Origin of the sequence: Kitasatospora sp. SC0581, assembly GCF_048159585.1 — a bacterium.
In the GTDB taxonomy this organism is placed as follows: domain Bacteria; phylum Actinomycetota; class Actinomycetes; order Streptomycetales; family Streptomycetaceae; genus Kitasatospora.
The window spans coordinates 317158-339931 of the sequence record NZ_JBLRWA010000004.1 but is presented as its reverse complement, the minus strand read 5'-3'; the positions used below and the strand labels follow the sequence as shown (position 1 = coordinate 339931).

The window sequence follows — 22774 nt, the reverse complement described above, 5'->3', positions numbered from 1 at the left end:
ATGGGAATCACCAGGCGCGCCACCGCGCTGACCGCCACCGCCCTGACCGCCGCCCTGGTCGCGGGCGGCACCGCCACCGCCGCGCCGGCGCCCGCGACCCCGGACGCCCGGGGCGGGCACCCCGGCGTCCAGCGGGTCCTGGAGCGCGCCGTGACCGAGGGCGGCGTGCCCGGCATCGTCGCCGAGGTGCGCGACGGGCACCGCGCCTGGTTCGGCACCGCGGGCGTCGCCGACCTGGCCACCGGGCGCCCCCGCCACGCCCAGGAGCGGTTCCGCATCGGCAGCACCACCAAGACCTTCGTCGCCACCGTCGTCCTCCAACTCGCCGCCGAGGGCCGGCTGGACCTGGATGACAGCGTGGAGCGGTGGCTGCCCGGCCTCGTCGACGGGCCCGGCTACGAGCCGGACCGGATCACCGTCCGGCAGCTGCTCGGCATGACGAGCGGGGTCTACAACTACGCGATGGACGCGAAGGTCCGCGCCGAGAACGAGGGCACCGGCTTCCTGCTCCACCGCTTCGACGACTACACGCCCGAGCAGCTCGTCCGCACCGGCACCGCCAACCGCCCGGACTTCGCCCCCGGCGCCGGCTGGACGTACTCCGACACCGGCTACGTCCTCGCCGGGCTGATCGTCGAACGGGCCACCGGGACCAGCCTGGCCGCGCAGGTCGACCAGCGCGTCATCACCCCGCTCGGCCTGAGCGGCACCTACACCCCCGCTCCCGACGACACCGCCCTGCGCGGCCCGCACGCACGCGCCTACTCCCGCCTGGGCGACCCCTCCCCCACCGCCCCCGTCCACGACGTGACCGAGCTCAGCCCCTCCTGGGGCTACGCCGCCGGCGACATGGTCTCCACCGCCCGCGACCTCGACACCTTCTTCGCCGCGCTGCTGGGCGGACGGCTGCTGCCGCCCGCCCAGCAGCGGGAGTTGTTCACGATGGTCCCCACACCGCCCGGCGCGTGGATCCCGAACGCCGCGTACGGCCTCGGCGTCGGCTCCGTCACCCTGGACTGCGGACCGACCCTCTGGGGCATGGGCGGCGCCATCAACGGCTCCTGGACCTACACCTTCGGCACCCGCGACGGCGGCCACCTGCTCACCACCAACATCAACGGCGACTGGACCAACGGCAGTTGGCCGATCGCGGTGTTCACCTCCGAGCTGGAGGCCGAGTTCTGCCCCCGGCCCTGACCCGCACCGGGCTCCCGGCCGGTACGGCCCAGGGATCCGGCCGGGGGCCGGGCGTAGCATCGGGCGGGTGTGGGAGCGACTGGAGATCGAGGGTTTCGTGGTCCTGGCCGAGGAGTTGCACTTCGGGCGGACGGCCGAGCGGCTGGGGGTCTCCAGGGCGCGGGTGAGCCAGACGATCCAGCGGCTGGAGCGGCGGGTGGGCGCGCCGCTGTTCGAGCGGACCAGTCGGCGGGTGCGGCTGACGGAGCTGGGGCGGCGGCTGCTGGAGGACGTCGGGCCGGCGTACCGGCGCATCGGGGACGGGCTGGAGCGGGCGCGGGCCGCGGCCCGGGGCGTCGAGGGGGTGCTCACGGTCGGCTACCTCGGCGGTGCGGCCGGGGAGTTCGTGATGGAGGTGATCGGCGCCTTCGCCCGCCGGCACCCGGGCATCGACGTGCGCATCCACGAGACGCAGGTGGCGTCCATGTTCGAGCCGCTGCGCGGCGGCGGGGCGCAGGTGCTGGTCACCCAGTTCCCGGTGGAGGAGGAGGACCTCGTGCGGGGCCCGGTGGTGCTGCGGGTGCCGCGGATGCTGGCGGTGCCGGCCAACCACGTGCTGGCCAGGCGGGAGTCGGTCGGGGTGGAGGACCTGGCGCGGGACCGGGTGTTCGCCTGTACGGGGCACGTCCCCGGGTACTGGCAGGAGTGGTTGGCGCCGTCCGTGACGCCCGGGGGGCGGGTGGTGGAGCGCGGGCGGTCGGCGGCGACGCTGGCGGAGACCCTGGCGATGGTCGGGGCGGGGCAGGGCATCTCGCCGGTGGGGGCGGACGTGGCGGCGCACTCGGCGCCGCCGGGGGTGGTGTTCGTGCCGTTCGTGGACGCCGAGCCGCTCGAGTACGGGCTGGTGTGGCGGGCGGGCGGGGACAGTGCGCGGGTGCGGGCGTTCGCGGCGGTCGCGGTGGAGCGGGCCCGGGGGTGGAGCCGGGAGTGGGCGGAGCCCCCGACGGCGGCGGTGGCGGTGGGGGCGGTGGGCCGGGACCGGTAAGCCTGGCTTACCGGTCGTTGCGCGTTCGGGGGCTGATCAGCGGGGCTGCGGCGGCCAGGCTGGTGCCATGACCAGCGATCTCTCGGCGCGCCGCGCCCCCTGCCCCGCGTCCTCCCCCTCCCCCACCAACGCCCGTGCGCCTGAACTTCCGGCCGGGGCCGCCCTGTTCGCGCTCGCCCTCGGCGCGTTCGCGGTGGGCTCCGCCGAGGTGGTGGTCGCCGGGCTGCTGCCGCGGATCGCCGAGGACACGGGGGTGTCCCTGCCGACGGCGGGGGTGCTGGTGTCCGGGTACGCGGTGGGCATGGTCGTGGGGGCTCCCCTGCTGACCGCGCTCGGGGTCCGCGTCGCCCGCCGGCGGATGCTGCTGTACCTGGTCGGCCTGTTCATCGCGGCCGGCCTGGTCACCGCGCTCGCGCCGGGCTTCGGCGCGCTGCTGGCGGGGCGGGTGCTGTCCGCGCTGGCCGGCGGGGCGTACGTGGGGATCGCCTCCGCGGTTGCGACCTCGCTGGTGCCCGCGCGGCGCAGGGCCGGCGCGATCGCCGCCGTGTTCACGGGGCTCGGCCTCGCCAACGTGCTCGGGGTGCCCGGCGGTACCGCGCTCGGGCAGGCGCTGGGCTGGCGGGCCACGTTCTGGGCGGTGACCGCGCTGGGCGTGGTGCTGCTGGTCGCGCTGGCCGTCCTGCTGCCGCACGGGCCGGCGGCCCCGCGGGCCGGACTGCGGGCCGAGCTGCGGGTGTTCCGGCGTGCGGGGGTGTGGCTCGCCCTGGCCGCGACGGCCTTCGGCTGGGCGCCCTTCCTGACCGTCCTCACCTACGTCTCGCCGCTGCTGACCGAGGTCACGGGCTTCGGGTCCGGCGCGGTGCCGGTGGTGCTGATGCTGGTCGGCGTGGGCATGGTGGTCGGCACCCCGCTGGCAGGCCGGCTGGCCGACCGGGCGCCGGCGGCCGCGCTGTACGCGGCGCTGGCCGGGGTGACGGCCGTTCCGCTGCTGCTGCTCGCCGCCGTGCACAGCCGGGCCGCCGTGGCCGCCGTCTTCCTGCTGTTCGGCCTGGCCGGCGGGGCGGTCATCCCGCCGTTGCAGGCCCGGGTGCTGGCGCGGGCGAGCGGCGCGGACAACCTCGCCTCGGCCGCGAACATCTCCGCCTTCAACATCGGCAACGCGGGCGGCCCCCTGCTGGCGGGCGCGGCCCTGTCCGCCGGGGCCGGGTACACCGCACCGCTGGGGATCGCCGCCGCACTCGGCGCGGTGGGACTGGCGCTGGCCTGGGCGGCGCAGCGCAGCGACCGGCGCGGGTAGCGCCCGGGCCGGCGGGCGGACCGGCCCGTCTGCGGGGTGTGATGCGACCGGTGGGCCCGAGCGGTCGCATCACGCCGCCGCGCGTGCCCGACACCGGCGCCGTCACTAGCGGGCCGGCGGGCTCGGCGGTCGGGGGGTTCAGTGGTCGGTGACGAGGCGCAGGGCGGTGCGTGCGACGGCCTCGTGGACGGGGACGGTGCCGGAGACGAGTTCCAGGACGCGCGGGGCCGTGGCGGGTGTGGTGAGCAGGTCCGCGAGGACGGCCGCGACGTCGGCCCGGTCGATCTCGCCGGGGCCGGTGTGTTCGGCGAGGTGGACCCGGCCGGTGCCGGGCCCGTCGCGGAACCAGGCGGGGCGCAGCACGGTGCAGTCGAGGGCGGGGCGGGAGAGCAGGTCCTGGTCGGCTCTGCCCTTGGCCTGGAGGAAGGTCTCGACGAGGGGGTCGGGCGGGTAGTGGATGGCGGGGTCGGCGCCCATGGCGGAGAGCATGACGAAGCGTCGTACTCCGGCGAGTTGGGTGGCGTCGGCGAGGGTGAGGGCGGCGTCGTGGTCGACGGGGTCGGCCTGTCCGGGGGCGTTGCCGCGGCCGGCGCCGGCGGCGAAGAGCACTGCCTGGGCGCCGGTGAGCAGGTGTGCGAGGTGGTGGGGGGTGGTGTGGGCCAGGTCGGTGACGGCGGGTTGGGCGCCGGCGGCGCGTACGGTGGCGGCTTGTTCGGGGCGCCGGATGATCCCGGTCACCGGTAGGCCCCGGGTGGTGAGGAGACGGGTCGTCAGGAGTGCGACCCTGCCGTGGCCGCCCGCGATCACAACCGACATGCCGGTACCTTACGGGGCCGGTGCCCGCCCGGCCGCGACCGGCGCGCGTCTCAGTGCGGGGCGGGCGAGGCGCGGCGGCGGCGCGCGGGGCGGGTGGTGTGTCAGACGGCGACGAAGCGGCGGTGGCCGTCGGCGGCGAGGATGCGGCCGAAGCGCATGCCGGGGAAGTGGGCGGCGACGAGGAGGTCGTCGGTGTCGGCGGCTTCGTCGGCGATGCGGTTGCGCGCCGCGGAGGCGGCCTGCGGGTCGATGTCCCAGATCACCTGCCAGTCGCGTTCGCCGAACTGGACGACGGAGTGGGCGATGTCGCCGAGCAGCAGGGCGCGGCGTGCGCCGGAGGACAGGACGTAGGCGGTGGTGCCGGGGGTGTGGCCGGGCACGTGGAGGGCGTCGATGCCGGGGGCGATGGTGAAGTCGGTGTCGAAGAGCTCCAGCCGGGCTTCGACGGGGGTGAGTTTGGCGACGGCTTCGGGGGTGGCGGCGGGGCCGGTGACGAAGTGCTGCCAGTCGGCGCGGTGGGCGCGGTAGACGGCGTTCGGGAAGACGGGGCGGCCGTCGACGGCGGCCCAGCCGACGTGGTCGAAGTGCAGGTGGGTGAAGAGCACGTCGGTGACGTCGGCGGGTGTGACACCGTGGGCGGCGAGCGAGTCGAGCAGGGCGCCGCCGTGGTAGCGGCCGACGTCCCGGGGCCCGACTCCGGCGTCGACCAGGACGGTCCGCTCCCCGCTGCGCACCAGGAAGCCGCCGAGGGGCAGGGTGAGGGTGCCGTGCGGGTCGAGGTGGTGGGCGTGGCAGGCCCAGGGGTCGTCCACACCGGGGCGGGTGAGGACGTCGGCGGCGGTCTCGGTGCCTTCTCCGTCCATGACCGCCAGGACCTCGATGTCGCCGATCCTCATGTGCTGCCCCTCTCGTGACGGTGCGTCGTGGGCCCGGGTGGAACGGGGGTCCGTTCGTGGGCCATCGGTGGCAACCGTGCCGGGCGGGTGGGGATTCCCGCCGGTGGGGGGCCGGGCCCCGCCGCCCCTTGCCCGAGGGGGCGGCGGGGCCCTTCCACCCGCGCCAGATGGTCTGTGGGGCCGTCAGACGGCCGCGAGGAGGGGCCCGGGGGCCGCGGCGGCGGGTGCGGCCGCGCCGGGGGCGGGGGCGGGGCGGGTGAGGCAGTCGTCGGTGAAGGCGAGGGCCCGCAGGTGGTAGGGGCGGGCGGCGTGGCCCAGGGAGAGGTTGTGGCCGGCGCGGCGGGCGGTGGCCAGGTGGGCGAGGCCGTCGGGGAAGGCGGCGGTCAGGGCGGCGCGGTGGGCCGCGTCCAGGCGCCACCAGTGCTCGTGGTCGGCGAGGGTGAGGCGTACGGGGACGCGTACGCGGGCGGCGAGGGCGTTGTAGCGGGCGGGCCAGGTGGCCAGTTCGCGGGATTCGAGGGCGGGGACGGGGGTGAGCAGGGTGCGGGCGGCGTGGAAGGTGCCGGGCGGGTAGAGGTGGAGGGGGCCCCAGTTGAGGCGGCCGCCGCCGGCGAGGTCGTCGGGGCGGTCCCAGGCGCCGGGGGCGTAGTGCTGGGCGAGGCCGGAGATGTCGCAGCCGAGCAGGGGCAGGCGGGGGTCGTCGGGCCAGTGGGCGGCGAGTTGGAGGGCTATTTTGCCGCCGAAGGAGTGGGCGAGGAGTTGGACGCCGGCGCCGGTGGGGTGGGCGCGGGCGTAGTCGGTGAGGGCGGCGTGGAGGGTGGCGGCCTGGTCGGCGATGAGCTGGCCGTGCGGCAGGCGGTGGGCGGAGGCGCCGTGGCCGGGGCGGTCGACGGCGAGGACGGTGTAGCCGAGGTCGGCGGCGAGGGTGAGCAGGCTGGTGTCGGGGTGGGCGGGGCCGGCGAAGTAGGCGGCGCGCATGCCGCGGCCGTGGATGGCGAGGACGACGGCCTTGGGGGCGTGGTGTTCGGGTTCGGCGACCAGGGCGGAGACGGGGATGCCGGCGGCGTCCAGGACCAGGGAGCGGGTGCGCAGGTCGTTCTTCACGCGGCGACCCCCGCTCTGGCGGCGTCGAGGTCGGCGAGCCAGCCGGTGAGGTCGCCGGTGCGCATCAGGGAGGTGCCGATGAGCAGGGCGGCGTAGCCGGCGTCGAGGAGGCGGGCGGCGTCGTGGGGGTCGGTGATGGCGGAGGCGGAGACGGGGGCGCGGCAGCCGGCGGCGCGTAGGGCGGGTAGCAGGCGCAGGCTGCGGCCGAGGTCGCCGCGGTCGCGTTCGCGGGTGCGGATGTCCTTGTTGTTGACGGCGACGACGCATTCGGCGATGCGGGGCAGGGTGTCGAGTTCGCGTTCCTCGGTGATCTCGACGAAGGGGGTCAGGCCGAGGTCGAGGGCGGTGGTGACGAGGCGGGTGAGGGAGGTGGCGGGCAGCAGGGCGGCGGTGAGCAGGACGGCGGAGGCGCCGAGGGCTCGGGCGGCTTCGAGTTGGGCGGGGCGGGTGAGGAAGTCCTTCTGGAGGACGGGGAGTTGGGTGGCGGCGGTGACCTCGCGCAGGAGGCGGGGGGTGCCGCCGAACCAGCGGCCGGTGACGACGGACAGGCAGGGGGCGCCGGCCTGTTCGTAGCGGGTGACGAGGTCGGTGACGGTGCGGGGGCCCAGGAGGTCGGCGCCGTGGGGGTCGCGGAGTTTGACCTCCATGACCAGGGGGCGGGGGGCGGCCAGCAGGGCGTCGATGAAGCTCGGGCTCATGCGGGGGTCTCCTGGAGGCGCGGGTGCCAGGCGCGGGTGAGGGCGGTGACGGCTTCGTGGGTGAAGCGGCCGGTGCGGTCGCGGGCGGCGGTGTCGATGTCGGCGCCGGCGTACAGGGGGTGGTCGGTGACGGTGCGGTAGGTGTCGCGGTTGGTGGTGTTGAGGCCGCCGGCGAGGAGGAAGGGGATGGTGAGGCGGGGCAGCAGGGCGTGGACGTGGGCGGGGTCCAGGGCCTGGCCGGTGGAGCCGACGCGGCCGTCGTCGGTGACGGTGTCCAGGAGGAACAGGTCGCAGCCGGCGCGTTCGAAGGCGCCGGTGAAGGCGCGTTCCAGGCAGCGGCCGCGGGAGAGGTGGAGGACTTTGACGAGGACGGCGTACGGGAGCTGTTCGCGCAGGTCGGCGACGAGGGCGGGGCTCTGGTAGGCGTGGAGCTGGATCCAGCGGATGCCGGTGGCGCGGGCGAGGGCGGCGATCTTTCGGGCGTCGTCGAGGAAGGTGACGAGGACGGGTTCCAGGCCCAGGCGGATGGCGGTGGCGGCGAGGTCGGCGAGGTGGTCGGCTTCGAGGTCGGCGGGGCCGCCGGGGACGCCGTGCCACAGGCCCACCAGGGTGGGGCCGGTGTCGGCGAGGAGGGCGAGGTCGGCGCGGGTGCGGGCGCCGCAGACCTTGAGGTGGCCGGCGCGCCGGGGGGCCAGGAGGGCGGGGGCGGTCATTTGCCGAGTCCGAGCATGGCGGCGATGCGGTTGTACTGGATCTCGTTGCTGCCGGAGTAGATGGTGCCGGCGACCGCGTTGCGCACGTCCTTCTCCAGTCCGTACTCGGACATGTAGCCGTTGCCGCCGAAGACCTGGACGGCGGCCAGCGAGGTGGCGAGGTTGGATTCGCTGGTGAGGAGTTTGGCGATGGCCATGTCGACGGTGACGTTGTCGCCGGCCTCCAGGCGCTGGGCGGTGTCGTACAGCCACTTGCGGGCGGTCTCGAGGCGGATCTTGGTGTCGACGATCTTGTTGGCGACCGACTGGTAGGAGCCGATGGGCTTGCCGAAGGACATGCGGGTCTTGGCGTAGTCCAGGCAGCGGGTGAGGCGGTGCTGCATCTCGCCGGTGTTGACGATGAAGGTGTAGAGGATCTCGCGTTTCATGACGTGGTCGAGGACGAGGAAGCCGCCGCCGACGCGGCCCAGGACGCGGTCGGCGGGGACGCGGACGTCGTCGAAGTAGAGCTCGGAGAGCGGGGAGGTGCGCAGGCCCATCTTCTTGATGGGGTTTCCGGTGGTCAGGCCGGGGGTGTCGGCGTCGACGAGGAAGGCGGTGACGCCGAGGGCGCCGCCCTGGGGGTGGGTGCGGGCGTAGACGACGACGACGTCGGCGACGGGGCCGTTGGAGACGAAGGTCTTGGCGCCGTTGAGGACGAAGTGGTCGCCGTCGCGTACGGCGCGGGTGCGCATCTGCATGGCGTCGGAGCCGGATTCGGACTCGGTGATGGCGTGGGCGCCGATGGCCTCGCCGGAGGCGATGCGGGGCAGGTAGGCGTCCTTGAGGGCGGGTGAGCCGAAGGCCTGCAGGGGGACGCCGGTGGAGGCCATGGAGGTGGTGACGGAGAAGTTGAGGCCGCCGTCGCGGCAGGTGTGGCCGAGGCCTTCGAGGACGTACATGGTGGTGAGCAGGGACTGGCCCAGGCCGCCGTAGCGTTCCTCGAAGGGCAGGGAGAGGATGCCGGTCTTCTGGATCATGCGCCACTTGTCGTGGGAGAAGGCGGCCTGTTCGTCGCCTTCGATGTGGCCGGCGCTGAGGTCGTCGCCGAAGCGGGCCAGGCCCTCGCGCAGGGCCGTCTGGTCGGCGTTCCAGCGGATCATGGGATGTGCCGCCTTCCTCCCGGGCCGCCGGTGCGGGGCGCGGGGTGGCAGGCCGGCGCCCGGTGGCGCCGGCTCACGTCGGTTCCTGGGGCCCGTCCCGGGGGCCCGGGCCCCCGGGGGTGCGGGGGCGGCGGGCCCCGGTGGGGGCGCGGGGTGCCTCTGGTGCCTCTAGTAGGCGGAGGAGGAGTGGGCGTCGAGCTGGTGGACCTCGTCGCCGCGCAGGGCCGGGGAGAAGACGCACACCAGGCGCAGGTCCTCCTCGGGGCTGGCGACGAGGTAGTGGGCGTCGTGCTCGTCGAGGGCGTAGAGGCGTCCGGGGGTGATGGGGTGGGAGGTGCCGTCCATGTCGATGACCTCGCCGGAGCCGGCGATGCAGTAGCAGGCCTCGAGGTGGTTGCGGTACTCCAGGCGGGACTTGGTGCCGGCGTTGACGACGGTGTCGGTGAGGCTGTAGCCGAGGCCGTCGCTCTCCACCAGGAAGCGGCGGGACAGGCCGTTGCCCCACTCGACGGTCTTCACGTCGGCCAGGTCGCGGATCAGCATGCGGGTTGTTCCTCTCGGGTCGTGGTGCCGGCGGGGGTGGTGCGGGTGCCGGTGGTGCCGGGGGTGGTGCCGGTGGTGCCGGTGGTGCCGGGGGTGGTGCGTGGGGTGGTGCGGGGTCCGCCGGGCCGCTCCGGGAGGGCGGGGCGGGGGCGGAGGTCGGTGAGGTAGGCGCGCAACTCGTCGACGGGGTCGAGGCGTTCGGTCAGCGCGTGCTCGACGCGGGCGACGGCGGCGGAGCCGACGATCGCGGCGTCGGCGCCGGCGGCGGCGACGGCGGCCAGGTCGGCGGCGGCCTTGACGCCGAAGCCGACGGCGACGGGGGTCGCGGGGGCGGCGGTGCGCAGCGCGGTGACGGTGTCGGCGAGGGCGCGGTGGCCGTGTGCGGGGGTGGTGCCGGAGCGGCCGTAGTGGGCGACGAGGTAGACGTAGGCGTCGGTGGCGCCGTGGGCGGCGGCGGTGAGGACCTCGGGGGTGGAGGCGGGGTAGCAGGTGGTGACCTGGGGCAGGCCGGTGTGGTGCAGGGCGTGCTGCCAGGCGGGGCGCAGGCGCGGGGGCAGGGCGTGGACGAGCAGGGCGCGGGCTCCGGCGTCGCGGATGGCGGTGGCGGTGGCGGTGGGGTCGCGGTGGCGCAGGCTGTGGCTCCAGTCGGCGAGCAGGGCGACCTTGAGGTGGGTCAGGCGGGGGGTGAGGTCGGCGAGTTCGGCGAGGACGGTGTCCAGGGTGGTGCCGGCCGTCAGGGCGCGGGTGGCGGAGCGGCGGATGACGGGGCCGTCGGTGGGCGAGTCGGGGAAGGGGACGGCGAGTTCGAGGACGTCGACGCGCTGGTCGTCGAGCATGAGCGCGAGGTCGGTGAGGCGGCCGGCGGGGTCGCCGGCGTTGAGGAAGAGCGCCAGGCCCAGGTCGTCGCGGGGGAAGAGGGGTTCAGACACCGGCGGTCTCCCTGGGGCGGGTGGCCAGGCGCGTGGCCAGGGCGTGGGGGGCGCCGTCGGCGAGGGCGTCCAGGGCGGTGGTGTAGGCGGTGTGCCAGCGGGTGTGGCGGCCGGAGGCGAGGGCGAGGGCGGCGGCGTTGAGGGCGATGGTGTGGGTGGCGGTGGTTCCGGCGCGGCCGGCGAGGGCGCGTAGGAAGTGGCCGGTGAGGTCGTGGGGGTGGGGGGCGAGGTCGGCGAGGGTGCCTTCGGCGGGGGCGACGGCGCCGGCGGGCAGGTGGATGTCGCCGTCGGGGGTGTGGAGGGTGTTGTCGGCGAAGGGCAGGAGTTCGTCGGCGCCGGCGCTGTTGTGGGCGAGCCACACGGTGCGGGTGGTGGTGTTGGCGGCCAGGGGGCGCAGGGCGGCGAGGGCGGTGGGGGTGGCGGTGCCGGTGAGCTGGGCGGTGACGGGGACGGTGGCGAGCAGGGGGCCGAGGGTGTTGAGGAACGCGCCGAAGGGTTTGAGGGTGAGCGGGTAGAGGGTGCGGGCGAGGCGGGTGAGGGCGGGCGGGTAGACGTGGGGGCCGGCGAAGGCGATGTTGTGGCGGGCGAGGTGGTCGGCGGTGGCGGTGTGGCTGGAGGTGAGGGTGATGCCGAGGCGTTCGAGGAGGTCGACGGAGCCGGCGGCGCTGGTGTAGGCGCGGGAGCCGGTCTTGACGACGGGGATGCCGATGGCGGCGGCGGTGAGGGCGGCGGCGGTGGAGAGGTTGAAGGTGGCGGGTCCGCCGCCGGTGCCGACGATGTTGACGCTGCCGGGGTGGGCGGGGCCGGGGTCGGGGGTGCGTTCGGTGAGCGAGGTGTGCAGGGCGGTGAGGGTGTCGGGGTCGGGCAGGCGGGTGGTGAGGGCGGCCAGCAGGGCCGCTGCCTGGGCCCGGTCGCTGTCGGCCGGGCCCAGGGTGCGGTGTTCGAGCTGGTCCCACCACGAGCGCCAGGCCGCCAGGTCGACGGGGCGGGCGGCGAGGAGCGCGGTGAGGGCCTGGTGCATGGCTGTCAGCCGCCCACGGTGACGCCGGCCGCGGTGGCGGCGGTGGTGCGGCGTTCGGTGATGAAGGCGTCGATGGCGGCGACGGAGCGGAAGTTGTTGGGGTCGAGGTCGGTGTCGTCGACGGGGAGGGTGAAGTGGTCCTCGACCCAGGCGATGAGTTTGAGGACGCCGAGGCTGTCGATGACGCCGTCGGAGAGCAGGTCGTGGTCGTCGGCGAGCTGGTCGGGGGTGATGTCGGGCAGGAACTCGTCGATGAGGAACCGCTTGATCTGGGCGATGTTGCTCATGTCGGCAACTCCCTTGCGTCGGTGGCCTGGTGGCCGCTGATTGGATGGCTGGTCGGGTGGTGCGGGGTGTTACGGGGCGGGCAGGACGGCCTTGCGGTCGACCTTGCCGGTGGCGGTCTTGGGCAGGGGGGCGTCGTGGATGGCGAGCTTCTCGGGGACGGCGGCGCGTGGCAGGTTGCGGGCCAGGTGCTCGCGCAGGACGAGGCTGTTGAGGGTGGAGCCGGGGGTGCGCTGGACGGCGGCGTGCAGGCGTTTGCCGGTGAGCGGGTCGCTGGCGGCGGCGACGGCGGCTTCGCGCACGTCGGGGTGGGCGAGCAGGACGCGTTCGATCTCGGCGGTGTTGACGGCGACGCCGCGGACCTTGACCTGGAAGTCGGCGCGGCCGGTGAGGTGGACGCGTCCGGCCTCGTCGCGGGTGACGAGGTCGCCGGTGCGGAACCAGCGGCGGCCTTCGCCGGCGCCTTCGGGCTGGGTGGTGAAGCGTCCGGTGTCGCGGGAGCGGTCGAGGTAGCCGGCGGCCTGGAAGGGGGTGGAGACGTAGAGTTCGCCGCTGCCGGGGCCGTCCAGGGGGGTGCCGTCGGCGGTGGCGACCAGGGTGCGTACGCCGGGCAGCGGGGTGCCGATGGGCACGGGCAGGGCGGCGGCGGCGTCCAGGCGGTCCAGGCGGTGCAGGAAGCTGTCGTTGGTCTCGGTGCAGCCGTAGATGTTGTACAGCTCGGCGCCGGGCAGCAGGGCGGGCAGGGCGGCGAGGGTGCGGGCGTCGATGGCGTCGCCGGTGAACGCGGCGTGCTCGACGCTGTCCAGGACGTGGGCGGTGCCGGCGGCCTGGACGAGCAGGGCGTAGGCGAGGGGGACGGCCTGTAGGACGTGGGGGCGGTGGCGGATGAGCTGGGCGAGCAGGTGGCGGGCGTTGAGGGCGTGGGCGGGGTCGATGAGCAGGCAGGTGCCGCCGGCGGCGAGGGTGGCCCACACGTCGAGCAGGGCGAGGTCGAAGTTGAGGGGCGCGTAGTTGGCGACGGTGCGGCCGGGGCCGAGGTCGAAGGTGTCGTGGGCCCAGGCGGTGAAGCGGTCGACGGCGCCCTGCGCGAGGGGGACGATCTTGGGCAGGTCGGTGGAGCCGGAGGTGGTGAGCATGAAGGAGGTGCCGGCCGCGAGGGTGGGCACCGGGGCGGGGTGGGGCAGGGCGGGCAGCCGGGGGGCGTCCTGGCCCAGGGGGGCGAGCAGGCGGCGCGCGCCGGCCTGGGCGAAGAGCGCGGCCAGCAGGGCGGGGGCGAGCTGCGGGGAGGGCAGCAGGAAGGGGCGGCGCTCCATCAGGCAGGCCAGCACCAGGGCGACCGCGGCGGGTGACTTGACGGCGTACAGGCCCACCGGTTCGCCCGGTGCCAGGTCGAGGGCGTTCAGGCGGGCGCGTTCGGCGTCGGCGGCCTGCGCGAGCTCCCGGTAGCTGACGCTCTGGTCGTGCCAGAGCAGGGCGGGGGCGTCGGGGCGGGTGCGGGCGTGGGCGGTGAACGCGTCGGGCAGGGCGAGCGGCGGCAGCGCGGTGTCCTGGACGGGGCGGCCGAACGGGGCCGTGGTGGGGGTGGTGGTCATGGCGTTCACTCCCCCGCCGGTGCGATGCGCGCCCAGCCGGCCTTGACGGCGGTGCCGGCCTCGGTGGCGATGGTGAAGCGCACCACGGTGCCCCGGTCGTGGGGCTGGAGGGTCAGGCGCAGTTCGGTGCCGGGGCGGGTGGGGGCGGCGAAGCGGGCGCCGAGCGCGGTGACGCGGGCGGGGTCGCCGCCGGCGTGGCGGTCGGTGATCTCCTCGGCGGCCAGGGCGACGAGGTGCATGCCGTGGGCGATGACGCCGGGGAAGCCGGCCGCGCGGGCGGCGTCGTCGTCGAGGTGGATGGGGTTGAGGTCGCCGGAGGCGTGGGCGTAGGCGCGGGTGTCGCCGGCGTCCAGCACGTGGGTGAGGACCAGGGGCGGGCCGTCGGGGACGGAGCCGGGGTGGGCGGCCGGCGGCAGGGCGCCGTACGGCTCGGTGCCGGTGGCGCCCAGCAGGAGCGCGGCGGTGGCGAGGTCGGCGAGCGGGGCGCCGGTGGCCGCGTCGGTGAGGCGGGTGGTCAGGGCCAGGCGGGTGCCGCGGGCCTCGCGGCGCACGGCGGCGACCTCGACGGCGACGTCGACGTCCCCCGCCGTGAGCGGGGCGTGGGTGCGGATCTCCTGGGCGAGGTGGACCACGCCGGTGAACCCGTGGTCGCCGGCGGTCAGCGCGCTGACGGTGTGCTGGGCGAGGGCGTGGGCGGCGACGAAGGGGTGCGCGGGGCCGGCCCCGGCGCGGGCGGGGGCGCCCAGGCGGGCGCGGGCCGCGGCCCGGTAGGCGGCCAGGTCCCGGTCGGTGACGTGCAGGCGGGTGCGCGACACCGGACCGGCGGGCGCGGTCACGGCGGGTACGGCCTGTCCGGCCTGTCCGGCCTGTCCGGCGGGGGCGGCTTGTGCGGCGGGTGTGGTCGTGGGTGCGGTCATAGCGGGGTCACCACCAGGGTCGTGTTGTGGCCGCCGAAGCCGAACGAGTTGGACAGGGCCGCGCCGGCGCGCACCGGGCGCGGCGCGGTGTGCACGACGTCGAGGTCCAGGCCCTCTTCGGTCTTCTCGTGGTTGGCGGTGGGAGGGACGGTGCGGGCGTTCATGGCCTCGATGGCGGCGATCAGCTCGACGGCGCCGGCGGCGCCGATCAGGTGGCCGATGGCGCCCTTGGTGGAGGTGACCGGCACGCCGTGGGGGCCGAACACGGCGCGCAGGGCGGCGGCCTCGGCCCGGTCGTTGTGCACGGTGGAGGTGCCGTGGGCGTTGACGTGGGCGATGTCGCCGGGCGCGAGGGCCGCGTCGGCGAGGGCAGCGCGCATCGCGGCCACCGCGCCGGCGCCGTCGGGGCGCGGGTTGGACAGGTGGTAGGCGTCCGCGCTCGCGCCGTACCCGGCGAGCAGCGCGTACGGGGTGCGGCCGCGGGCCCGGGCGTCGTCCAGGCGTTCCAGGACGAGGAAGCCGGCGCCCTCGCCCATCACGAAGCCGTCGCGGTCGGTGTCGAAGGGCCGTGAGGCGCGCCCGGGTTCGTCGTTGCGCAGGGAGTGCGCGCCGAGGTTGCCGAACGCGGCCAGGGTGACGGGGGTGAGGGTGGCCTCGCAGCCGCCGGCGATCACCACGTCGGCGCGCCCGGTCTCCAGCAGCAGGGCGCCGTGGCCGATCGCGTCCGCGCCGGAGGCGCAGGTGGTGGCGATCGTCAGGGCGGGCCCGTTCCAGTGCAGGCGCATCGCGATCTGGGCGGCGGCCGCGTTGGGCATGGTGACCAGCGGCATCAGCGGGGAGACCCGCAGCGGCCCGTGCTCGGTGTACAGCGCGGACTCGCGGTCGCTGGTGGTGCGTCCGCCCACGGCGGTGCCCACCACGATGGCGCTGCGCCCGGGTTCGGGTTCGGGGCGTCCGGCGTCGGCGTGGGCGGCGAGTGCGGCGAGGGTGCCGTAGTGGGCGAACGGGTCCAGGCGGCGGGCGTCCTTGGCGGGGACGAGGTCGTTGTCGGGCAGGTCGGTGACCTTGCAGCCCAGGCGCACCCGGTGGCGGGCCAGGGCGGGGTCGGTGAGGGCGGTGGCGGTGGAGCGCCCGGAGGCGACGGTGCGCCAGAGGTCCTCGACGGTGTGGCCGGCGGGGCTGACCACGCCGAGGCCGGTGACGGCGATCGGCGGCCGGTGGTGGGGGGCCATGGCTTCGTCTCCTTAGCGCGGTCGCGCGGGCGGCCCGGCGGTGGCAGCGGGGGCGGGGCGGGCCGGTCTGGGCCGGTCTGGGCCGGCCGGTCGGATCAGGCGGGCCGGTCCGGCCGGGCAGGCCGGATCAGGCGGGCGGGGCGGGCCGGATCGGTCGGGCCGGGCGGGTCAGATCAGGCCGGTCTGGGCGGCGGCGGTCAGGAACGCCTCGGCGGCGAAGTCGATGTCGGCGGCGGTGTGGCGGGCGGTGACGGCGATGCGCAGCCGGGCGAGGTCGTTGGGCACGGCGGGGGTGACGACGGGCAGGCCGATGACGCCGGCCTTGCGGCAGGCGGTGGCGTAGTCGTAGGCGGCGTCGTCGCTGCCGGCGATGACGGGCAGGACGGCGGTGGTGGAGTCCATGGTGGAGATGCCGGCGTCGTTGAGGCGGGTGCGCAGGCGCTGGGCCTGGGTCTGGGTGTGGGTGACGCGCTCGGGTTCGCGGCGCAGGATGCGCAGGGACTCCAGGGCGGCGCCGGTCTGGGCGGGGCCGAGGGCGGCGGAGAACAGGAACGGGCGGGCGGCGTAGCGCAGGTGGCCGATGAGGTCGTGGCTGCCGGCGATCCAGCCGCCCATGGAGGGGATGGCCTTGGAGAGGGTGCCGAGTTTGACGTCGACGCGGACCTTGTGGTCGAAGTGCTCCTCGATGCCGCCGCCGGTCTTGCCGATGACGCCCAGGGCGTGGGCCTCGTCGACCATGAGGAGGGCGTCGTAGCGGTCGCAGACCTCGCGCAGTTCGGGCAGCGGGGCGATGTCGCCGTCCATGGAGTAGACGCTGTCGACGATGACCAGGCGCACGCCGGTGGGGGCGGCGGCCTTGAGGCGGCGCTCGAGGTGGTCGACGTCGTTGTGGCGGAAGCGGGTGACGGTGGCGCCGGACAGGCGGCAGCCGTCGACGATGGAGGCGTGGTCGTACTTGTCGATCAGGACGGTGTCGCCCTGGCCGACGAGGGCGCCGACGGTGCCGACGTTGGCGGCGTAGCCGGAGCCGAAGACCAGGGCGCGTTCGCGGCCGGCGAAGCGGGCGACCTCGGCTTCGAGTTCCTCGTGCAGGGGGATGGTGCCGGCCAGGGCGCGCACGCCGTGGTTGCCGGTGCCGTAGACGTCGACGGCGGCCTTGGCGGCGGCCACGACGCGTTCGTCGCCGGCCAGGCCGAGGTAGCTGTAGCCGGACATCATGAGCAGGCGCTCGCCGTCGAGGTCGCAGTAGGCGCTGTCGCGTTCCATGGTGTAGGCGACGAAGCTGTTGCGCCGGGAGGGGTCGGACTCCAGTGCGGCCACGCGGGCGTTCGTTGCGGCGAGCTTCGGCTCCAGGCGGTCCCATGCTCCGGTGGCGTTCACGGGTTTCTCCTTCACGGCGTCACGGTGTTCACGGCTTTTCACGGTTGTTCGCGGCTGTTTCGCGGTTGCGTGCGGCTGTTTCGCGGTTGTTCGGGGCTTTTCGCGGCTCGGGGTGTTTCTCGAAGCCTTCACGCGGGGTGCTCAAGGATGGCTACATTTCTACGGCAGGATGCGCAAGGCGTCCGCAATAGGCGCTTTCCTGGCCTGCGGGAACGCTCTGACGTGCGGAAACCTTGCGTCCACGACGCATTGACCGGCCGGTGGGTATGTTTCCGCAACCGGTGTTGACACCGCGCGATGCGGCGAATGTATGGTCGAAATCCGCCGAAACCGAACGGCTGGTCGGCGGTTTATTGTTCCGATCCGCAATTTCCCACGCCGACGGCCGGAACGGGCCGTCACTTCCGCTTTGGCTCGAGGGGGTTGGAGCTCGTGTTGAAAGGCTTCAGGGAAGACGGTCCGTCCGGTAGATCGGGGGCCCGCGCATGCTGATCCGCCTGACCGGTCTGGTGGCCGTCGAGCACGAGGACGGCGCCCCGCAGCACCTGTCCAGCGCCCAGGCCCAGGTGGCGTTCGCCCGCCTGGTGCTGGAGCGCTCCAGCGGCACCAGCCGCGACCAGCTGGCCGACACCATCTGGCCCGACGGCCTGCCCGACACCTGGGCCTCCGCGCTGCGCAGCGTGGTGAGCCGGGTGCGGGCGTTCGTCACCGATCCGGGGCAGGGGCCCGGTGCGACCCCGCTGATCTCCCAGGGCGGGCGGTACGTGCTGCGGCTGCCCGCGGACGCGGCGGTGGACCTGGAGGCGGCGGCCTCGGCGGTCGGCGAGGCCGGCGAGGCGCTGGCCTCGGGCGGCCACGCGGTGGCGCAGCAGCTGGCCGCGGGGGCGCTGGCGAACCTGCGCGGGGCGTTCCTGCCCGACCACGAGGGCGAGTGGGCGCAGGGGGTGCGCGAGCACGTGGAGGAGCTGCGCATCAGCGCGTTGGAGACCGCGAGCCTGGCGGCGTCGGCGCTGGGTGAGGAGCACCACGCGCTGCGCTGGGCGGACGAGGCGGTGCGCCGGGCGCCGTTCCGGGAGAGCGCCTACCGCTGCCGGATGGAGGCGCTGGCCGCCTCCGGCAACCGGGCGGAGGCGCTGCGCTGCTACCAGCAGCTGCGCCAGGTGCTGGCCGAGGAGCTGGGCATCGACCCGGCCGCCGAGACCCAGGAGCTCTACCTGGCGATGCTGCGCTCCCCCGTGCCGGCGGCACCGGCGCCGGCGGCGGTGCGGGCGGTGGACCCGGTGCTGATGGGGATCTTCGAGCCGCTGGCGCTGACCCGTCTGGCCCGGGCGGCGCCGGCCCCGGTGCGCGCGGCCTGAGCCCGGGGCCCCGCGCCTGCGCCCGCGCCCGCGCCTGCCGTTGTGCCGCTGCGGCGTGCCCCGCCGGTCCCCGGTCCGGCGGGGCACGCCGCCTGCCGCCGCGGGCCCTCTCCTTCCGGCCGCCGTCCCGGGCCGCGCGCCGCCGTGCCCGGCGGTCTTCGGCGGTCCCCCGTCGTCCTCGGCGGCCCTTTGCGGGGCCCCTCCCCCGTGCCGCCCGCCACGACGCGCCTCCTCTCTTCCGGCCGCCCTCGGCCGCGCACCGCCGTGCCCGGCGGTCCCCGGCGGTCCCCGGTCGTCCTCGGCGGTCCGTCACGGGGCCCTCCCCGGCGCCGCGTCCCTCCCCCGCCGTGCCGCGCCGCGCATCCCCTCTTTCCGGCCGTCCTCGGCCGCGCGCCGCCGTGCCCGGCGCTCCCGTACGGCCCGCGGCCGGCCCCCGTGCCGGGCGGCGGGGCGTGTTGCGCGGGTGTTGCGGTGGGTGTGGGCGGCGGGTGGGGCGCGGGGGCGGTCCGGGGGTCCGGCGCGCCTCCCGGGGGCGGAGGCCGGGGGCCGGGCGATCGTCCCTGGTAGCGTCGTGCTCGTGAAGTCGCGCACACGGCGCGGTTTTTGACTGTCGGACAGACGGGGGTCGAGTGTTGGGAAGGGGTGGTGGGTGTGGGGCGGGCACGCGTGGCGGCGCGGGTGATCGTGCACCCTGGTGTGGAGGACGTGAGCGTCCAGCAGGTGCTGGAGGCGCTCGCTGATCCGGCCCGCAGGACGGTGGTGCGCACGCTCGCGCACTCGGGAGCCGATCTCAGCTGCGGTTCCTTCGACCTGCCGGTGGGGCGTTCGACCTCCAGCCACCACTTCAGCGTGCTGCGCGAGGCGGGGCTGCTGCGCCAGTACTACGTGGGCACCACCAAGATGAACGCGCTGCGCAGCGAGGAGTTGGAGCGGCGGTTCCCGGGGCTGCTGGCGGCGGTGGTGGCCGCCGCCGACGCGGAGGCCCGCCGGGCCCCGGGGGCCTGAGGGCCCCCCGGCCCCCGGCGGCGGCGGTTCGGCCTCCGGTGGTGGTTCAGTCGCCGACGGTCAGGACGATCTTGCCGATCTGGGTGCCGGCCTCCAGGTAGCGGTGGGCCTCGGCGACGGTGTCGAGGCCTTCGAAGACGCGGTCGACGGCGGGGGTGAAGGAGCCGTCGGCCAGGCCGGCGGTGACGAACGCGTGGGCGCGGCGCAGGCGTTCGTCGTCCCGGGTGACCTCGTGCATGGAGAAGAAGCGGCTGGTGACGGGGGCGAAGGTGTCCTGGCCGGGCATCGGGGTGTCGCGGGGGTCGAGGCGGCCGTAGACGGTCAGGCGTCCGCCGGGGGCCAGGGTGCGGGCGAGGGTCAGGACGCCGGGTCCGGCGACGGGGTCGAAGACGGTGCGCACGCCGGATCCGCCGGTGGCCGCGTCGACGCGGGCGAGGAGGTCGTCCTCGCCGGTGACGACGACCTCGGCGGCGCCGGCGTCCAGCAGGTGCCGGGCCTTGGCGCGGGTGCGGGTGGTGGCGATCGGGTGGGCGCCCAGGCGGCGGGCGGTGCGGATGGCGGCCAGGCCCACGCCGGAGGCGGCGGCGGTGATCAGCACGTGGTCGCCGGGGCGCAGGTGGCCGTCCTCGGCGAGGGCGCCGTAGGCGGTGAGGTAGGGCATCCACACGGCGGCGCCCTGGGCGGGGGTGAGGCCGGCGGGGTGGGGGACGGCGGCGCGGGCGGGGACCAGGACGTGGGTGCCGTAGACGCCGTAGTCGTTCTGGGAGAACGCGGGCACGGTGTCGACGCGGTCGCCGGGCGTGAAGGCGGTGACGCCCTCGCCGACGGCCTCCACGGTGCCGCTGGCCTCGTAGCCGAGGGTGGCGGGCAGGCGCGGCCGCTCCAGGTAGGTGCCGGCGCGGAAGAGGGCCTCGGCGCGGTTGAGGCCGATCGCGGCCACGCGCAGGCGCAGTTCGCCGGGCCCGGGTTCGGGCAGGGGGCGCTCGCGTACGGCCAGTACCTCCGGTCCTCCGGTGGTCTCGAAGACGACGGTCCTGGGCATGGCGGGCCCCTCCCCCTGGGTGCGGTGCGGATCGGCGTCCAGCCAACCCCGGGCGCGCCCCGCCTGTCAAACTTCGACACCTGTCGGAATAGAGGCCTTCTGTCCGTGGTTGTACGGGAGTTGACTCTTCGTCAGTCCTGCCCGGGGCGGGTCGGACGGAGGTGGGGCGTAGGCTTGCCGTCCATGATCGACGGTGGGGACTGGGGCCAGGGGTGGGACGGCACGCGCCGGTGGGTGGAGGGGCTCCTCGCGCCCGGTGAGCGCGTCACGGCGGTGAGCGCGCTCACCGGCGGGTGGACCTCGCGGATGCGCCGCGTGGACGTGGAGCGGGCGGGTGGCGCGGGCCCGTACGCGCTGGTGCTGCGCTCCTTCGTCAAGCCGTTCTACCGCCGCCACGCCCCGGGGCTGCTGGCCCGCGAGGCGGCGGTGCTGCGCCTGCTGGAGGGCGGCGGCGTCCCGGCGGCGCGCCTGCGCGCGGTGGACGGGTCGGGGGCGGTGTGCGAGCACCCGTCGCTGCTGATGACGCACCTGCCCGGCACCGTGCGGGTGGCCGAGGACGGGGAGGCGGGGCGGCGCGCGGGCCTGCTGGCCGCGCAGCTGGCCGCCGTGCACGCCCTCGACGTCGCCGAGGAGGACCGGCCGCGCGCCTGGCAGGCGTGGACGGCTCCCGAGCGCGTGGAGGTGCCCGGGGGCACCGCCCGCGCCGGGCTGTGGCGGCGGGCGGTGGAGGTGATCGGCGGCGCGGTGCCCGCGCACCGCTCCTGCTTCCTGCACCGCGACTTCCACCCCGGCAACGTGCTGTTCACCGGCGCGGGCGCCGACCTGGCCGTCAGCGGGGTCGTCGACTGGGTGGAGACGTCCTGGGGGCCGGCCGACCTGGACGTCGCCCACTGCTCCACCGCCCTGGCCCTGCTGCACGGCCCCGAGGCGGGCCTGGCCTTCGCCGACCGCTACACCGCCGCCGGCGGCCGCACCCTCGCCGCCGGCCGCGACCACCTGTACTGGCGGCTGCTGGACGCCCTCGCCTTCGCCCCGGACGCCCGGAAGGTCGCCGAGCCCTGGCGCGAGCTGGGACGCGCCGACCTGACGCCGGCCGTGCTGACGGGACGCCTGGAGGACTACCTGCAGGCCCTGTTCGACCGCTACACCTGAACCCGGCCCCGGGCCCGGGGCGCGGGATGCCCGGGGCGCGGGGTGCCCGGGCGGGTGCCGCGGTGCCGCGGTGCCGCCGCGGCGCGGGCGGCGGGACGAGCCGCCGGCGCGTCAGCGGGCCGGGTACCACGCGCGGTACATGTCCAGGACGCGGTCGGCGGGCAGGGCGGGCATCTGCGTGACGAGGCCGTTGCGGCGGTCCACGATCAGGCAGCCCGCGCCCACGTTCGCGAGCGGGTCCGGGTCGGCGAAGACCGGGAAGGCCGGCCAGCCGAGCTCGAACTCCCGGAGCACGACGTCCACCGCGCCGAGGGGGCCGCCCCGGACGGCGCGGTGGCGGGCCAGGTCGCGGGCCCTGGCCTCGTCCGCCGGTTCGCCGGGGGGAAGCGGGGCCGGCGCGGCCGGGTCGAGGCGCCTCGGGCGCCGGCCCTCGACCAGGGCGACCAGGGCGCCGTCGAAGGAGTCGGCGACCTTCCACAGGTCGCCCCAGAACAGGTGGACGGCGCCCTCGGCGTCCATCGCGAGCCGCCCGCGTCCCAGGTCGTACTCCCCGACGGGCACCAGGTCCGGGCCGTACCTCGCGCCGTAGGCGCGCAGGCTCCGGTCCGCGTGGAGCCCGGCCCCGGGATCGATCCGAAACGGCGTCCGGGACATGTCCGCACCCGGCCCGTACTGGTGGACGGTCATGCCGCCGAACTCCCGCAGCACGGCCGTCACGGGGGCCGGGAAGTACGCGGCCGGGTCCCCCCACGAGCGCAGCCAGGCCCGCAGTTCGTGCTCGGGCAGGCGGACGCCCTCGTACCGGCCGGCCGCGGTCAGGGCGCGGAGGACGGGGGCGGGGAAACGGGACGTCACAGCGCGGGCACCTCCACGACCCGCACGCCGAGCGCGTCGAGCGCGGGTGCGCACGACGAGCAGGGCGGGATCGGGCGCTCGTGCGCCGGATCGCCGGGCTCGCGCAGCAGGATGCCCGCGATCACCGCCCCGGACAGCAGCAGGCCCATGCGCTCGATGACCCGGTCGTGCCCGGGGTCGTGGACGCCTTCGGCGACGAGCGCCGCCCGCGCCTCGGCGGCGACCCGCGACAGCAGGACGACCTCCGGGCAGCGCCCGTGGAACAGCGAGCGCATCGCGGGCGCGGTCCGGTCCAGCAGGCTCCGCACGGCCGGGTGCGCGTCCGTCGTGGCGGTGTGCGTGCTGGTCGCCGTCACCGCCTCGGCCCCGGGGCGCAGCAGTGCGGCGCCGACGCCCGGCGGTATGTCGTCGTCGGACATGGTGCGGCATCAACTCGTCTCGTGTCGTGGCCGGGTGCGGCGCGCGGGAGCGCCGCGACGGCCGGTGGCGGGGGCCGGTGACACGGTAGCGGTGGTCCGCGGCGGGCCGCCGGGGTTCCCGCGTGCGGGCCGCGCGGGCGGTGCGGGTACGGCCAGG

The 22774-nt window shown here is 76.0% G+C and carries 23 protein-coding genes; 6 read left to right on the top strand and 17 right to left on the bottom strand.

The genetic code is table 11. The annotated features are described in order from the left end of the window. From ACLWS4_RS10805 to ACLWS4_RS10795, 3 genes are all read left to right on the top strand, one after another. Positions 1–1197, top strand: a complete 1197-nt coding sequence (locus ACLWS4_RS10805; RefSeq protein WP_416873915.1) for a serine hydrolase domain-containing protein — start codon at positions 1–3, stop codon at positions 1195–1197. Positions 1198–1264: 67 nt separating this feature from the next. Next, the gene (locus ACLWS4_RS10800) at positions 1265–2221 is read left to right on the top strand and encodes a LysR family transcriptional regulator (RefSeq protein ID WP_416873914.1); all 957 of its coding nucleotides are present in this window, start codon (positions 1265–1267) and stop codon (positions 2219–2221) included. 67 nt (positions 2222–2288) lie between these two features. Beyond that, positions 2289–3518 carry an MFS transporter gene (locus tag ACLWS4_RS10795; RefSeq protein WP_117485404.1) on the top strand — a complete coding sequence of 410 codons (1230 nt, stop codon included), beginning with the start codon at positions 2289–2291 and terminating at the stop codon, positions 3516–3518. A 138-nt stretch (positions 3519–3656) separates the two neighbouring features. On the opposite strand, the gene ACLWS4_RS10790 is transcribed toward ACLWS4_RS10795, so the two are convergent. The 14 genes from ACLWS4_RS10790 to ACLWS4_RS10725 all read right to left on the bottom strand — a co-directional run bounded on the left by ACLWS4_RS10790 (position 3657) and on the right by ACLWS4_RS10725 (position 16786). Further along, entirely contained in the window at positions 3657–4334 is a 678-nt protein-coding gene (locus ACLWS4_RS10790; RefSeq protein WP_416873913.1) for an NAD(P)H-binding protein, read from the bottom strand. A 101-nt stretch (positions 4335–4435) separates the two neighbouring features. Then, on the bottom strand, positions 4436–5230 hold the full coding sequence (locus ACLWS4_RS10785) for an MBL fold metallo-hydrolase (RefSeq protein ID WP_416873912.1): 795 nt from the start codon (positions 5228–5230) through the stop codon (positions 4436–4438). A gap of 183 nt (positions 5231–5413) precedes the next feature. Next, entirely contained in the window at positions 5414–6334 is a 921-nt protein-coding gene (locus tag ACLWS4_RS10780) for an alpha/beta hydrolase (protein ID WP_416873911.1), read from the bottom strand. Beyond that, positions 6331–7032 carry an indole-3-glycerol-phosphate synthase gene (locus ACLWS4_RS10775; RefSeq protein ID WP_049656707.1) on the bottom strand — a complete coding sequence of 234 codons (702 nt, stop codon included), beginning with the start codon at positions 7030–7032 and terminating at the stop codon, positions 6331–6333. Before ACLWS4_RS10775 ends, ACLWS4_RS10780 begins: the two co-directional genes overlap by 4 nt. Then, complete coding sequence (locus ACLWS4_RS10770) at positions 7029–7745, bottom strand: phosphoribosylanthranilate isomerase (protein WP_416873910.1); 717 nt, start codon at positions 7743–7745, stop codon at positions 7029–7031. Before ACLWS4_RS10770 ends, ACLWS4_RS10775 begins: the two co-directional genes overlap by 4 nt. After that, complete coding sequence (locus ACLWS4_RS10765; RefSeq protein WP_049656704.1) at positions 7742–8887, bottom strand: acyl-CoA dehydrogenase family protein; 1146 nt, start codon at positions 8885–8887, stop codon at positions 7742–7744. The genes ACLWS4_RS10770 and ACLWS4_RS10765 overlap by 4 nt, the downstream gene beginning before the upstream one ends. Positions 8888–9055: 168 nt before the next feature. Further along, the gene (locus tag ACLWS4_RS10760; RefSeq protein WP_049656703.1) at positions 9056–9430 is read right to left on the bottom strand and encodes an ectoine synthase; all 375 of its coding nucleotides are present in this window, start codon (positions 9428–9430) and stop codon (positions 9056–9058) included. After that, positions 9424–10359, bottom strand: a complete 936-nt coding sequence (gene trpA, locus ACLWS4_RS10755) for a tryptophan synthase subunit alpha (RefSeq protein WP_416873909.1) — start codon at positions 10357–10359, stop codon at positions 9424–9426. Before trpA ends, ACLWS4_RS10760 begins: the two co-directional genes overlap by 7 nt. Continuing rightward, positions 10352–11380, bottom strand: a complete 1029-nt coding sequence (locus ACLWS4_RS10750; RefSeq protein WP_049656702.1) for a hypothetical protein — start codon at positions 11378–11380, stop codon at positions 10352–10354. Before ACLWS4_RS10750 ends, trpA begins: the two co-directional genes overlap by 8 nt. Before the next feature lie 5 nt (positions 11381–11385). Then, positions 11386–11667: an acyl carrier protein gene (locus tag ACLWS4_RS10745; RefSeq protein WP_049656700.1), complete on the bottom strand. Its 282-nt coding sequence runs from the start codon at positions 11665–11667 to the stop codon at positions 11386–11388. 69 nt (positions 11668–11736) lie between these two features. Beyond that, positions 11737–13257, bottom strand: coding sequence for an AMP-binding protein (locus tag ACLWS4_RS10740; protein ID WP_380778415.1), 1521 nt, complete (start codon positions 13255–13257; stop codon positions 11737–11739). A gap of 5 nt (positions 13258–13262) precedes the next feature. Continuing rightward, positions 13263–14174, bottom strand: coding sequence for a MaoC family dehydratase (locus ACLWS4_RS10735; protein ID WP_416873908.1), 912 nt, complete (start codon positions 14172–14174; stop codon positions 13263–13265). Then, a complete protein-coding gene (locus tag ACLWS4_RS10730) occupies positions 14171–15406 on the bottom strand; it encodes a beta-ketoacyl-[acyl-carrier-protein] synthase family protein (RefSeq protein WP_375874209.1) in 1236 nt (411 codons plus the stop codon). The genes ACLWS4_RS10735 and ACLWS4_RS10730 overlap by 4 nt, the downstream gene beginning before the upstream one ends. Before the next feature lie 168 nt (positions 15407–15574). Then, a complete protein-coding gene (locus tag ACLWS4_RS10725) occupies positions 15575–16786 on the bottom strand; it encodes an aminotransferase class I/II-fold pyridoxal phosphate-dependent enzyme (RefSeq protein WP_049659474.1) in 1212 nt (403 codons plus the stop codon). Between the two features lie 485 nt (positions 16787–17271). On the opposite strand from ACLWS4_RS10725, the gene ACLWS4_RS10720 reads away from it, so the two are divergent. Continuing rightward, the gene (locus tag ACLWS4_RS10720; protein ID WP_380740881.1) at positions 17272–18144 is read left to right on the top strand and encodes an AfsR/SARP family transcriptional regulator; all 873 of its coding nucleotides are present in this window, start codon (positions 17272–17274) and stop codon (positions 18142–18144) included. Positions 18145–18795: 651 nt separating this feature from the next. Continuing rightward, entirely contained in the window at positions 18796–19149 is a 354-nt protein-coding gene (locus ACLWS4_RS10715) for an ArsR/SmtB family transcription factor (protein ID WP_049660701.1), read from the top strand. Between the two features lie 46 nt (positions 19150–19195). Here ACLWS4_RS10715 and ACLWS4_RS10710 read toward each other — a convergent pair whose 3' ends face one another. Then, complete coding sequence (locus ACLWS4_RS10710) at positions 19196–20191, bottom strand: zinc-dependent alcohol dehydrogenase family protein (RefSeq protein ID WP_416873907.1); 996 nt, start codon at positions 20189–20191, stop codon at positions 19196–19198. A gap of 183 nt (positions 20192–20374) precedes the next feature. Between ACLWS4_RS10710 and ACLWS4_RS10705 the strand changes: the two genes are divergently transcribed. Then, complete coding sequence (locus ACLWS4_RS10705; RefSeq protein WP_416873906.1) at positions 20375–21343, top strand: phosphotransferase family protein; 969 nt, start codon at positions 20375–20377, stop codon at positions 21341–21343. A 111-nt stretch (positions 21344–21454) separates the two neighbouring features. Here ACLWS4_RS10705 and ACLWS4_RS10700 read toward each other — a convergent pair whose 3' ends face one another. Together ACLWS4_RS10700 and ACLWS4_RS10695 are read right to left on the bottom strand one after the other, a co-directional pair. After that, positions 21455–22198 carry an SUKH-3 domain-containing protein gene (locus ACLWS4_RS10700; protein ID WP_416873905.1) on the bottom strand — a complete coding sequence of 248 codons (744 nt, stop codon included), beginning with the start codon at positions 22196–22198 and terminating at the stop codon, positions 21455–21457. Further along, entirely contained in the window at positions 22195–22617 is a 423-nt protein-coding gene (locus tag ACLWS4_RS10695) for a YwqJ-related putative deaminase (RefSeq protein WP_049660792.1), read from the bottom strand. Before ACLWS4_RS10695 ends, ACLWS4_RS10700 begins: the two co-directional genes overlap by 4 nt. Positions 22618–22774: the final 157 nt, after the last annotated feature.